13 protein-coding genes are annotated in these 12,519 nt (G+C 44.4%); 6 read left to right on the top strand and 7 right to left on the bottom strand.

Going from position 1 to position 12,519, the window contains the following annotated elements; genetic code table 11:
* The first annotated feature begins 219 nt into the window (after positions 1–219).
* The 6 genes from rnhA to rfbD are packed head-to-tail and all read left to right on the top strand — an operon-like array spanning position 220 to position 4,892.
* Positions 220–699, top strand: coding sequence for a ribonuclease HI (gene rnhA, locus ACSSU7_RS02240; RefSeq protein WP_492517122.1), 480 nt, complete (start codon positions 220–222; stop codon positions 697–699).
* Positions 696–1,379 carry a DNA polymerase III subunit epsilon gene (gene dnaQ / locus ACSSU7_RS02245; RefSeq protein ID WP_492517123.1) on the top strand — a complete coding sequence of 228 codons (684 nt, stop codon included), beginning with the start codon at positions 696–698 and terminating at the stop codon, positions 1,377–1,379. The genes rnhA and dnaQ overlap by 4 nt, the downstream gene beginning before the upstream one ends.
* 55 nt (positions 1,380–1,434) lie before the next feature.
* Entirely contained in the window at positions 1,435–2,520 is a 1,086-nt protein-coding gene (gene rfbB / locus ACSSU7_RS02250) for a dTDP-glucose 4,6-dehydratase (protein WP_492517124.1), read from the top strand.
* Positions 2,517–3,392, top strand: coding sequence for a glucose-1-phosphate thymidylyltransferase RfbA (rfbA, locus tag ACSSU7_RS02255; protein ID WP_492517125.1), 876 nt, complete (start codon positions 2,517–2,519; stop codon positions 3,390–3,392). The genes rfbB and rfbA overlap by 4 nt, the downstream gene beginning before the upstream one ends.
* A complete protein-coding gene (gene rfbC / locus ACSSU7_RS02260) occupies positions 3,393–3,953 on the top strand; it encodes a dTDP-4-dehydrorhamnose 3,5-epimerase (protein WP_492517126.1) in 561 nt (186 codons plus the stop codon).
* Between the two features lie 15 nt (positions 3,954–3,968).
* Complete coding sequence (gene rfbD, locus ACSSU7_RS02265) at positions 3,969–4,892, top strand: dTDP-4-dehydrorhamnose reductase (protein ID WP_492517127.1); 924 nt, start codon at positions 3,969–3,971, stop codon at positions 4,890–4,892.
* On the opposite strand, the gene queD is transcribed toward rfbD, so the two are convergent.
* The 7 genes from queD to ACSSU7_RS02300 form a co-directional block, all read right to left on the bottom strand.
* The gene (gene queD / locus ACSSU7_RS02270) at positions 4,893–5,333 is read right to left on the bottom strand and encodes a 6-carboxytetrahydropterin synthase QueD (RefSeq protein WP_135276421.1); all 441 of its coding nucleotides are present in this window, start codon (positions 5,331–5,333) and stop codon (positions 4,893–4,895) included.
* A gap of 128 nt (positions 5,334–5,461) precedes the next feature.
* On the bottom strand, positions 5,462–7,225 hold the full coding sequence (locus ACSSU7_RS02275; RefSeq protein WP_492517128.1) for an EAL domain-containing protein: 1,764 nt from the start codon (positions 7,223–7,225) through the stop codon (positions 5,462–5,464).
* 14 nt (positions 7,226–7,239) lie between these two features.
* A complete protein-coding gene (locus tag ACSSU7_RS02280; RefSeq protein ID WP_492517129.1) occupies positions 7,240–8,853 on the bottom strand; it encodes a cyclic di-GMP phosphodiesterase in 1,614 nt (537 codons plus the stop codon).
* A gap of 153 nt (positions 8,854–9,006) precedes the next feature.
* On the bottom strand, positions 9,007–9,930 hold the full coding sequence (locus tag ACSSU7_RS02285; protein ID WP_492517130.1) for a histone deacetylase family protein: 924 nt from the start codon (positions 9,928–9,930) through the stop codon (positions 9,007–9,009).
* 37 nt (positions 9,931–9,967) lie between these two features.
* On the bottom strand, positions 9,968–10,927 hold the full coding sequence (rsgA, locus tag ACSSU7_RS02290; protein ID WP_492517131.1) for a ribosome small subunit-dependent GTPase A: 960 nt from the start codon (positions 10,925–10,927) through the stop codon (positions 9,968–9,970).
* Entirely contained in the window at positions 10,881–11,189 is a 309-nt protein-coding gene (locus ACSSU7_RS02295; RefSeq protein ID WP_492517132.1) for a cytochrome c, read from the bottom strand. Before ACSSU7_RS02295 ends, rsgA begins: the two co-directional genes overlap by 47 nt.
* A 24-nt stretch (positions 11,190–11,213) precedes the next feature.
* Positions 11,214–12,464 (bottom strand): M48 family metallopeptidase, encoded by a 1,251-nt coding sequence (locus ACSSU7_RS02300; protein ID WP_492517133.1) that lies wholly within the window; start codon positions 12,462–12,464, stop codon positions 11,214–11,216.
* Between the last annotated feature and the right edge of the window lie 55 nt (positions 12,465–12,519).

The raw sequence follows: 12,519 nt of genomic DNA on the forward strand, positions 1-12,519 counted from the left end.
TATTGATGAAAGTGGTATTAAATTAATATATATTCAGTTAACGGCTGAATTACGCATTTGTTTAATAAAAAATTACACATCTTTGCTATACAGATTTACGGTGAAAATTTTTAGACCGAAATTTATGTCGACTGTATGAATATTTGAACGCTTTAACCATAGGAGCCGCTCTGATGTTCTATAATCATCATTAATTTAGAGTAGAGTGAAATTTGATTGATGACAACAGAAGTGGCAGCCAAGCGTTCTATCGTGGAAATTTATGCAGATGGTGCATGTAAAGGTAATCCTGGTCCTGGGGGCTGGGGGGCATGGATCAGTTACGATGAGCATGAAAAAGAATTGTTTGGCGGAGAGTTAGTCACCACTAATAATCGCATGGAGCTAACTGCGGTGATTCGGGCTTTAGAAGCCTTAAAGCGCACATGTCATGCAAAAGTATTTACAGACTCTGTCTACGTGCAGAAGGGTATTTCTGAATGGATTATTGGCTGGAAAGCACGTAACTGGCGTACTGCGGATAAAAAACCTGTCAAAAATGATGATTTATGGCGTGTGCTGGATGTATTGGCGCAGCAGCATACGGTTGAGTGGATATGGGTCAAAGGGCATGCTGGTAATGTAGGTAACGAGCGTGCGGACATGCTTGCCAATAAAGGCGTGGAGCAAGTGTTGCAAAAAGGGGCTAGTGCATCATGAGGCAAATCTTTTTAGATACGGAAACCACAGGGCTATATCATGCTCAAGGGCACCGTGTGATTGAAATCGCCGCTGTTGAAGTGGTGAATAGGCGCTTAACCAAACACCATTTTCATTATTACTTAAATCCAGATCGTGATATTGACCAAGGCGCACAAGAGGTGCATGGAATTTCTCTGGAGTTCTTGCAAGATAAACCTCGCTTCGCAGATATTGCCAATGAGTTGATAGCGTTTATTGCTGATGCTGAGCTCATTATGCACAACGCGCCATTCGACGTGGGCTTTTTAAATTGCGAACTCGGTTTAATCGGGCAAAGAAAAGTAGAAGCGATTACCGCTAAAATTACAGATACACTCAAAATTGCAAAAGAGATGCGTCCGGGGCAGCGTAATAATCTGGATGCATTATGTAGGTATTTTGGTATAGATAACTCCAAGCGTACGCTGCACGGTGCACTGCTGGATGCTGAATTGCTTGCCGATGTGTATATGGCGATGACCCGAGGCCAAGAAAGCCTAATGATTGCGTTGGATCAGCCTAGCCATGAAGCGGCAGAAACGAGTGCCGTGAGTCATGCGCCCTTGCTGGTGAAGCATGCCAGCGATACTGAACTTGCAGATCATGAGGCATATTTGGCTGGTCTTGCAAAATCAGGTAACTGCGTCTGGAACGGTTAGTGTGTAGTTTATTTAGTGGCGCGAATAGTTAGTAAATTTAAGAAAGTAGCAAATTATGAATAATACAATTCTTGTGACAGGCGGCGCTGGTTTTATCGGCTCTAATTTTGTATTGGCTTGGGTGAAGCAGGGCTTAGGTACTGTGGTTAATTTAGATAAATTGACCTATGCTGGTAATTTAGACAACTTAGTGAGCTTAGAGCATAGCGCGCATCATGTGTTTGTGCATGGCGATATTGGCGATCAGCATTTAGTTGCTAAATTATTAGATGAGCATAAACCACGTGCGGTAATTAACTTTGCGGCAGAAAGCCATGTAGACCGATCCATCCATGGGCCTGAAGATTTTATTCAAACCAATATTGTGGGTACGTTCCATTTGTTGGAAGCGGTGCGCGCTTACTGGGGTGCTTTAAATACTGCTGATAAAGAAAGCTTCCGCTTCTTACATGTGTCTACCGATGAAGTGTATGGCTCATTAGGTAAAGATGATCCTGCATTTACAGAAACTACGCCATATGCACCGAATAGCCCTTACTCCGCCTCTAAAGCATCTTCAGATCACTTGGTGCGTTCTTATCACCACACGTATGGCTTACCGACCTTAACTACTAATTGCTCGAACAACTATGGGCCTTATCATTTCCCCGAGAAGTTAATCCCGTTAGTGATTCATAACGCCTTGGCTGCTAAGCCGTTACCGGTTTATGGCAATGGCTTGCAAGTGCGTGACTGGCTTTACGTGGAAGACCATTGTGCGGCAATCAGGCGCGTGCTGGAGGCTGGTAAGGTCGGCGAGGTTTATAATGTGGGCGGCTGGAACGAGAAAACCAATATTGATATTGTAAGAACGCTGTGCCGCATGCTGGATGCTAAGCAGCCACTCGCTGACGGGCAATCTTATGCTGATCTTATTACTTATGTGGCTGATCGCCCAGGGCATGATATACGTTATGCGATTGATGCAACAAAAATCGCAACAGAGCTGGGCTGGAAACCGGCAGAGACATTTGAAACTGGCATAGAGAAAACAGTGAACTGGTATTTGGCGCATCAAGATTGGGTAAATAATATTACCAGTGGCGATTATCGCAATTGGATTCAAACACATTATTCAGAACGTGGTGAGGAAATGGCATGAAGGGAATTATTTTAGCAGGCGGCTCTGGTACGCGCTTGCACCCAGTTACACAGGTGGTGTCTAAACAGTTATTGCCTGTGTATGACAAACCGATGATTTATTATCCGTTGACTACGCTAATGCTAGCTGGGATTCGTGATATTTTAGTGATTTCAACGCCAGAAGATACACCGCGCTTTCAGCAGTTGCTGGGTGATGGTAGTCAGTGGGGGATTTCTATTCAGTTTGCGGTGCAGCCATCACCCGATGGTTTAGCGCAAGCGTTTATTATCGGTAAATCATTTATCGGTAATGATAGCTGTGCGCTGGTGCTGGGCGATAACATTTTTTACGGGCATGAGCTAGCGACTAAAACGCAGGCTGCGACAACCTTGAACAAAGGCGCTACCGTTTTTGCTTATCCTGTAAGCGATCCTGAGCGTTATGGCGTGGTTGAGTTCAATGCGCAAGGGCAAGCCGTGAGCTTGGAGGAAAAACCGGCAGTGCCTAAATCTAGGTACGCAGTTACTGGTTTGTATTTCTATGATAACGATGTGATTCGTATCGCAGAACAATTAAAACCATCGCCACGAGGTGAGCTGGAGATTACAGATGTGAACCGTGCTTATCTTGAGCGTGGTGATTTACAAGTGGAAGTCATGGGGCGTGGTATTGCATGGCTCGATACTGGAACGCACGAATCGCTGTTAGAAGCATCATTATTTATTGAAACCATAGAAAAGCGTCAGGGTCTGAAAGTAGCTAGTCCTGAAGAGGTCGCTTATCGTATGCAATACATTGACGCTACAGCGCTAGAACAGCTGGCTAATCGTTACATCAAAAACGCCTATGGCCAATATTTAAAAATGTTGCTGACAGAGCAGGTGTACTAAATGCAAGTGATTAAGACCGCAATTCCTGATGTGCTCATATTGGAGCCTCAAGTTTATGGTGATGAAAGAGGCTTTTTTTTCGAGAGCTTTAATCAGCAAAAGTTTGAGCAGTTAACCGGCGTTAAAACGCAGTTTGTACAGGATAACCATTCTAAATCTGCTGCCAATGTACTACGCGGCTTGCACTATCAAATTGCGCAGCCGCAAGGTAAGTTAGTGCGTGTAGTCGCTGGCGAGGTCTTTGACGTTGCAGTGGATTTACGTAAGCAGTCTAAAACCTTTGGTCAATGGGTTGGCGCGATTTTATCCTCAGATAACAAACGCCAGATGTGGGTGCCTGAGGGATTCGCCCACGGCTTTCTGGTATTGAAAGATAATACGGAGTTCTTATATAAAACAACGGATTACTACGCACCGCAGCATGAGCGTTGCATTCGTTGGGATGATGCTGACATTGGGATTGAATGGCCTACCGCTAGCTTACCAGGCCATGCTGCGCCGGTACTTTCTGCTAAAGATCAGCTCGGTGCTAGTTTGGCCGACGCGGATGTATTTGAATAAGGCCTCACATTAGTAATGCAATCTCCTCTATATAAAAAAATATTATTAACTGGTGTGAATGGACAGGTTGGGCATGCATTACAGCAAGCCTTGACTAACAACCCCGCCTTATATGGTGAGCTGGTTTGTTTGGATAGAAGCATGCTGGACTTATCTAATCCGCAGGCAATACGAGACGCCGTGCAGACGATACAGCCTGATTTGATTATCAACCCGGCTGCTTACACCGCGGTAGATAAAGCGGAGTCAGAGCCAGAATTAGCTTATGCGATTAACGCTGTAGCACCCGGTGTGCTCGCGGAAGAAGCGGCTAAGCTGGGGGCTAAATTAATACATTTTTCTACAGATTATGTATATGCAGGCAATAAAGTGGATGCCTATGTGGAGGTGGATGCCACAGCGCCATTGAGCGTGTATGGGAAATCTAAATTGGCCGGTGAAGAGGCGATTCGTGCGGTGGGACTACCGTCCTTGATTTTTAGAACCTCTTGGGTATATGGTGCTTATGGTAAGAATTTTCTGCATACGATTTTGCGTTTAGCTAAAGAGCGCGATCAGTTACGCATTGTGGCTGATCAGGCCGGGGCGCCCACGAGTAGCTTCAGTATTGCGCAGGCAGTTTTACAGGTGCTTGCGCGATGGGATGGCGAGCGTTCTGGCGTATATCATCTGGTTAATGCCGGGCATACGACATGGCATGGTTTTGCAACGGCCATCGTGGATGCTTATGGACAATTGCAGTTAACGCGCCACTGGCAGCCACTTAAGGCAGTAGTTGCTAATATTGAACCCATCACAACGGCTGAGTACCCAACTCCAGCGGCGCGTCCAGCTAATTCATACTTAGATTGCAGCAAGTTAAGTACAGACTTCTCAGTACAGTTGCCAGATTGGCGAGATGCATTAATGGCTGAGCTACAAGCGTTGCCGAATGGCTGACTAGCCTAAGGCATCTGCCCAGCTGTTAGGCGTTTCATATAAGCGCACTTTTTCCAGCTTGAGATGGTTGCCGTAAGTATCTTGATAGCGCGCTTTTAAAATTCTAAAAGCTTCTGCCGCCATGTTTTCTGCCGTAGGTACCGTTGGGAATACAACGGTTTTATGGTTAGGCAGGGTATTTAAGAAATTTAATACGTCTGTGTCATGCTGGTACACCAAGAACGCATGATCCCAAACATTGACGACTGCATCTTTTGCAATAGCTTTTACATCAGAAAAATCCATCACCATCCCGTTATCGGACGTATTTTCTGCAGTGATGATGTCACCAGATAGCGTGATTTCGATTGCATAGCGATGACCATGCAAATTTTTGCATTGGCTCTTATGGTTAGGAATCCGGTGGCCTGCGTCAAACTCAAGGCGGGTAGTAATGTGCATATTGATGTCATCAAAGAGTGATTTTAATAGCACGTTCAATTAAGCTGAACGTAACCAACAACCGCCATTATACCCCCACTCCGTTGAGTTGTTAGCTTAGAGATGAGGGCTTAGAGGTTCAATCGCGATTACTCACGTTTATGCGTTAATAGCGCATGTTGGTTTTGAAAGTTAGAAAGCCATACATTAAAGTCATTGAGTGACATTGATTTTGAATAGTAATAACCTTGTATCTTGTCGCATTGCATTTCTGTGAGGATGTTGAGGCAGCTTAATTCTTCTACGCCTTCAGCCACTACGGTTTTACCCAAGCTATGCGCCAGCTGGATAATAGAGAGCACAATCTCTCTATCTTGCGGAGATTGCTCAATCTGTTTCACAAATGACTGGTCGATTTTAACTAGGCTAATCGGCATGTTGCGCAGTCTAGTCATGGATGAGTAACCGGTGCCAAAGTCATCCAGCGCAAATGAGCAACCTAGCTGCGAAATCCGGTTAATCACAGACATGGCTTTTTTCTCATCCAATAGCAAATCACTTTCAGTGATTTCAATTACCAATGATTTAGCAGGGATATCCCACAGGGCAATAGATTGTGCAATTAGCTCTGGCAAGTCTGCATCCAAGAGGTCTGGTGAGGATAGGTTCACTGTCAATGCAAAGCTATTTTGGTGGGTGGCGATAATCTCGGCAATGCGTTGGCATGCAGTGTTGATGAGCCAGCGGATAAATATTTTACCAAAGCCTTTTTTGTAGATGGTGTCGATCAGGCGCATCGGCGAGATACCAACCCACTCTGCATTGTGCCAACGTAATAGCATCTCTGCGCTTACACAAGTGGCGTAGGCTGAGTCATGCTTAGGCAGGCTTACAATCGGCTGCAAATAGACTTCCAGCTCATTGTTCTGCAAGGCCTCAATAATTGCCTCCTCTAATGAGTGCGTGCTAGAGAATACGCTGGTGATGTGTTGGTCATACATTTCAATCTGATAATGATTAATCATTGCATGGTGCAACGCCAATTTAGCGCATTCATACAGCGAGTGTGCTTTAGAAGTATGCTTAAACGTGGTAACACCACCAAAGTAAGGTTTCACGATTAGGCTGTTGTTGACCAGTGGTAATGATGACTCAAAAGCGTGAATAAGCTCTGATGCAATCAGGTTGAGCTGTGCAGGAAAGTGCAAGTCTTCAATGATAATCGCGAACTCATTGGGGCCAATATGAAATAGTCTGGTATCTGAACTTAGGTGTTGCTGTATGAGATCAACCGCAGCCAATGCCAGTGTCGATTGGTCAGTATTTATTTTTCTTTCTTTATCTGCATTGATATTCAGATTAAGTAAAAGCAAACCCAGATTGATGTGTTCAGCCTCAGCTTTTTTAATCAGTTTAAGCATGAGTTGGTGGTTGGGTAAGCCAGTGGCTAAATCAAAACTCTTGGAGTAGTTATACCGATACTGATCAAATTCGTTAGTTGCCAGCGCTAATAAATGCGTCAGCACCAGATGAAACTGATGATTGTATCGAGACAGTGTTGTGTCTGCGCTAGGTTCTGTGTGCAACAGTATGGATTGGCAAAGGATGAGCGCATCCCCTAGCTTTGCACCTGCTTTGTAATCCTGTAACCACTGGTGTAGCATTTCATCGATGGCCTGATTGAGTTGAGACCAGTTTAATTGCGTAGGCCATTGTTGCAATATCTGTAAGAGGCCGCCGGCAGTAGCATTTAAACTGACTACCGCTGTTTGAGGGGTGTAATGGTAGGGGCCAGCAAGGTCATTAGGGCTTAATTGATAAGCCTGCATGATGTTCAATAAATCATTGGGTGATATATTCAGTGTGAACTCATGATCTATTGAGCTATAGATTTCTTCTTGTAATTTCTTCATTAGGCGGTGATCGGTTAGCTAAAATAATTGTTGATATTGAGACCATAGCTATCAGGAGGTAATCCCCTGACTATTTTGTATGGTTCACCGCTAGGTGTTAATGGTGCATTGATTAGATTAAGTGTGGGTGGGTATTCGTTTTTTGTTTTGTCTGGGTTGAGTAAAATCATGACCTTGGGCAACAGGCGGCGCACGCTATTCTGCTGAATAACAACGCCTACTTCTCCAGAGTTGAGTTCGACCAAAGAGCTTACTGGATACATGCCTAAAAACTGCACCAATTGATCAATTAAATGCCCGTCAAACTTGTTGTCGCGCAGTGCATGTATTTTTTCTAGTGCAGATTGATTATAAACGCCTTTGGCATAAGCCTTATTGCTAGTGAGTGCGCAGTATGTGTCAATCAGACCGGCCATTTGCCCAGGCAGGCTGATTTGCTTACCTTTAAGCTGAAATGGGTAGCCGCTACCATCAATGCGTTCATGGTGCTGAGATACAGCAATCATGGTGGTGCTGGAAATATTATTCGTAACTTCCAGTAATGCTAAAGCGTAGTCTACGTGTTTTTTAAATATTTCATATTCTTCTGCCGAGATTTTCTCTCTCTTTTGTAGCAGATCTTTAGGGATTTTTACTTTGCCTATATCTTGTAATAGGCCGGCAAGGCCTAGGTCTTTAATCTGCTTTTTGGGCAAGGCCATGAAGTTGGCGAGCGCCATCAGCATGATTGAAACATTGAGTGCGTGGTTGTAAGAGTAGTCATCCGTTTGTTTTAAACGTGCTAGCCACAACAGGGCGTCTGAATTACGCTCTATGCTATCGACCATGTCATTGAGGGTTTCATCTACTTTATTTAAGTCTACCAGCTGGCCCTCTGCCATTGCGTTAAAGAACTCGCGCGTGACTAGCTGTGTTTTCTCATAAGTCGGATAAACGGTGCTAATTTCTTGCTCTACAGGGTATTTTTCTTCAGTCAATGTATGGTGCAGATGTGTGGCTGTGTCTGCATCGGCAAGCGCTTTATTTTGACTGACTTGGGCAGAAGAGTGGCTATTCATCCTTCTTTTTAAGTTTGGTCGCCAGCCTTTTAATCCCGATACAAAGCGTGATAAATCCGCCTTGATTTGTTTGGATAAAGTCAGGTCCGCGTGCGCGTTTTCAGTATCAAGTCCCGCTTCTTGGCTTAAATAGCTTAGGTTGACGTTTGCATTATTGTGGCTAGGTGTTTGTGCTGTATTCTGTTTGAAATCCTGTTTGTAATCTTGAATCTCTCGAATTACCTTAAAAAAGGAAAGTTGTTCTTTGCTCTGGCTAAGTTTACTGTCTTGTGGACGAGCACTTGCTGTGGGTGGGTTCGACGCAGCTGAATGATATATGCTGCTTGAGGCGTGATGTTGCACTGCAATTGATTTCTTTTGCGGTGCCAAATAGTGCTCACCAAGTGAAACAGTACGATCTATATAGACAAACTCACACAAAGCAGCAAGCGTGGCAATCTGTTCAGCATCTTCAATTAATAGGCCTTCTAATAAAAAAGGTGTACCAAGCCAAGGCCGGTCAAGCTCACACACAAACATACCAATTGCCAGTGCATGTACAGGAGTCTGTTCTTTGCGAATGTCAGTCAATTGATAAAATCCTGAAAGTTGTTTTATACATTAGCTGTATTGGTTTATCTTAATCTGGGTAGCTTTAAACCATTGCTGGTGGCGATGCATACTCAAAACCGAATGCACAGTAAACATTATCGTTTCATTCCTCGCATCATTCAACGTCTTATTTTACGCCTGCAACAGGATGCTGACGTGCGTGCTGGCTGCTTGGGCTAATGCCGGCAAATGGTAGCCGCCCTCTAACAAAGAGATGATTCTGCTTTGCGCATGCTGCTTTGCCACTTGTTTAATAAAAGTGGTTATCCACGCATAGTCTTGATCAATTAAATGCATGCCCGCCAGCGGGTCATCAACATGCGCGTCAAATCCTGCTGATACATAAATAATATCAGGCTTGAATTGGTTGAGCGCAGGTAAAAACTCATGGTTAAACGCTTGTTGGTATTGCTTTCCATCCGCATTTGCTGCCAAAGGTACGTTAATCATGGTTGCGGTGCGCGTATTAAACCCTCGGTGTGGATAAAATGGGTGCTGGAATGTTGAGCAAAGCATGACTTGCGGATTGCTTTTGAAAATATCCTCTGTGCCATCTCCATGATGCACATCAAAATCGATAATCGCAACACGCTGCACTTTGTATTGGGCTAAGGCGTGTGCAACGCCAACTGCAATATGGTTAAAAATACAGAATCCTGCGCTATTGGCTCGGCCGGCATGGTGGCCAGGCGGTCTAACACAGCAGAAAGCATTATCAACTTTACCTTGCATGACTAAGTCGGTCGCTAGTACTGCTGCACCGCTGGCATGTAGCGTGGCGGATAAACTCATCGGCCCCATGGCAGTATCTACATCCAGCCGCACTAAGCCAGCCTTGGGCGATAGCGCACGAATGCGCTTAATGTAATCTGGGTGGTGTACTCGTGCCAATTGCATATCGGTTGCTGCAGGGGCTTCGTATACGGCTAGGTGCTCGTAAATGCCTTGTTTGACCAGTGCGTTCTTAATGGCAGTAATGCGCGCCGGTGATTCTGGATGGTTACCATCCATGATGTGTAATAAAGTGTCAGGGTGAGTAATGAAAGCGGTTGTCATACTATACCTGTGGGTTGCTTGACCTGTGAATTGCTTGCTATATCTGGTGAGAAATCTCAGTGCGTAACATTTTATATATCGCTAATCTTTCTGCCGATATTTTATCCTGTTGCAGCGCTTCGGTAATCGCACAATCAGGCTCTTGCAAGTGCTTGCAGTTGTTAAACCTGCATTTTCCTAAAAATGGCCTGAACTCAATAAAGGCATGTTCCAGCTCACCTGTACTCAAGTGGTGTAAGCCAAACTCTTGCAGACCAGGTGAGTCAATGAGCTGGCTGCTTGCGTCAAGGTGATATAAATGCGCTGCAGTAGTGGTGTGTTTGCCGCTATCCAGCACTTGGCTGACTTCCTGTGTGCGCACCGCCTCAGATGGTAGTAGTGCATTGATAATGGTAGATTTCCCCATGCCCGATTGCCCGACTAGAATGCTGATTTCATCTTGCAGGTATGGTCTCAGGCTAGAGATATCTTGTTTTGCTGATAACGGCAATACCTGATAGCCCAGTTTGGTATACAGCTCCAGTTTTTGCAGTGCATCATGGTTATCTGTCAGGTCGCACTTGTTGAGTATAATCAGGGCTTTAATGTCAGCCGCTTCTGCCGCAATTAAACAGCGGTTGAGCAGGGCTTCATAAAAGCTAGGCTGCGTTGCTAATACGATAATGATTTGCGTGACGTTTGCAGCAAGCATTTTGCTTTTAAAGGCGTTGCTGCGAAACAGCAGCGTTTTGCGGGGCAGGGTAGACTCAACCACACCTTCGTGTTTATCTGTGAGTTTGATTACAACAAAATCACCGCAAGCAAGGTCGGTTTTTTTACCACGAGTAACACAACTGATACGCTGCTTGGTGTCCGTGAGTTCTACTTGGTAGCGTTTGCCGTAAGCGGCAACTACAGTGCCTTGCAAGCCTGTTTTATCTTGCGTATTAATTGAGATACTCACGTGCCCGCTATTCTGTAAATTTATAGTATTGTTGGTTAAGGTATTTTGCAACATTAAGCTCTTCGTCTTCAAACCACTTCAGGCCTAACATAGTGTTGCAATTACGTACTTGTGCAGCTAATGCGTTCGAATTTTTTACTTTACGAAACTCACGTGTGTAAATACCCGAGCCATCACCACCAAAGCTAGCAGCGTGGCAGCGGATACAATGTTGTTGAACTAACACTTTACCTGCTGCTGCATCTGATTTTTGGAAAGGCTCGGCAAACGCACTGCAACTGATGAACAGCAATACCAAATATGGCAATAATTTCATCTCGCTCACCTTTTAAAGAGGATGTTAGCTAGTATACGCCGCTAATTTTGAAATTCGAATACTTGCTGGTGGATGTGAGTCATAAAAAGCCGAATGTAGCGGATCCGGCGTTAAAGTAGACGCATTGTCACGATACAGCTTCACCAATGCCTCAATCAAATATTTGGCATTTGCATGTTTAGCTGCGTAGCTGTCAGCTTCAAATTCATTTTTGCGTGAATAGCTCGCCATAATTGGCCTTAAGATAAATAAAAACACTGGTGAAACGAGCAAAAATAACACTAGCGCCATATGGTTGCTTACTTCACTTACACCAAGACCCGTATAGAACCAATCCTGGTTCATGAGCCAGCCTAGCAGCGCTAAGCCGAGGAAGCTTACAAAAAACATCATGGCAATGCGTTTAATCACATGGTGGTGCTTAAAGTGGCCAAGCTCATGTGCTAGCACTGCTTCAATCTCATCAGCGTTTAATCTATCTAGTAAGGTATCAAAAAACACGACGCGTTTTGATGCACCAAAACCGGTAAAGTAAGCATTGCCATGGCTGCTGCGTGCTGAGCCATCCATTACAAACAGGCCTTGAGATTTAAAGCCACATTTGGTGAGCAGTGACTCAATTCTTTGTTTTAACGCTTGGTCTTCTAATGGTGTGAATTTGTTGAAGAATGGAGCGATAAACGTTGGGTATACCGCAAGCATAATCAAATTAAACGCGCTCCAGATTATCCAAAGATAAAGCCACCAGTATTGACCAGCACCCTGCATCAACCACAAGGCTGCAAAAAGAATTGGTGCGCCTAAAATGATGCCCACCACACTTTGTTTTACTAGGTCGCTAAAGAACATCGCAGGCGTCATTTTGTTAAAGCCAAATTTTTCATCCACGACAAATGTTTTATAGTATTCAAACGGTAAATCAATCATGCTGCTCACCAGCATTGCACTCACAATCACAAGCGCACCACGCGCAATGTCATGATTAACAATCAGGTTGCGCCATACATCATCTATCCATTGCAAGCCGCCGCCAATGGTTAATGCTGCCAATAAGACAGCTTGCACTGTGGCTTCTAGCAGTGCTAATTTGGTTTTGTCTGTAGAGTAATCCGCGGCTTTTTGATGCGCCTCTAGTGCGATATTTTCGCTAAAAGCTTGAGGAACCTGATTACGGTGAGATTGCACATGCGCAATATGGCGTTTGCCAAGCCATATACGTACAAATGTGGTTGCAATCAGCAAGCTAATGAAAGTGATGGTGAGAGTGTGAGCCATTTTATCGTTCGTTTAAGAATTGAATTAAGTTAATATACGTATTGTGAAGCATTTT

This window comes from Methylotenera sp. E1MeOHC1, from assembly GCF_058745595.1.

Coding starts and splice junctions, on each gene's coding strand:
- rnhA (WP_492517122.1), top strand. CDS start 220: ATGACAACAGAAGTGGCAGCCAAGCGTTCTATCGTGGAAATTTATGCA.
- dnaQ (WP_492517123.1), top strand. CDS start 696: ATGAGGCAAATCTTTTTAGATACGGAAACCACAGGGCTATATCATGCT.
- rfbB (WP_492517124.1), top strand. CDS start 1,435: ATGAATAATACAATTCTTGTGACAGGCGGCGCTGGTTTTATCGGCTCT.
- rfbA (WP_492517125.1), top strand. CDS start 2,517: ATGAAGGGAATTATTTTAGCAGGCGGCTCTGGTACGCGCTTGCACCCA.
- rfbC (WP_492517126.1), top strand. CDS start 3,393: ATGCAAGTGATTAAGACCGCAATTCCTGATGTGCTCATATTGGAGCCT.
- rfbD (WP_492517127.1), top strand. CDS start 3,969: ATGCAATCTCCTCTATATAAAAAAATATTATTAACTGGTGTGAATGGA.
- queD (WP_135276421.1), bottom strand. CDS start 5,333: ATGCACATTACTACCCGCCTTGAGTTTGACGCAGGCCACCGGATTCCT.
- ACSSU7_RS02275 (WP_492517128.1), bottom strand. CDS start 7,225: ATGAAGAAATTACAAGAAGAAATCTATAGCTCAATAGATCATGAGTTC.
- ACSSU7_RS02285 (WP_492517130.1), bottom strand. CDS start 9,930: ATGACAACCGCTTTCATTACTCACCCTGACACTTTATTACACATCATG.
- rsgA (WP_492517131.1), bottom strand. CDS start 10,927: ATGTTGCAAAATACCTTAACCAACAATACTATAAATTTACAGAATAGC.
- ACSSU7_RS02295 (WP_492517132.1), bottom strand. CDS start 11,189: ATGAAATTATTGCCATATTTGGTATTGCTGTTCATCAGTTGCAGTGCG.
- ACSSU7_RS02300 (WP_492517133.1), bottom strand. CDS start 12,464: ATGGCTCACACTCTCACCATCACTTTCATTAGCTTGCTGATTGCAACC.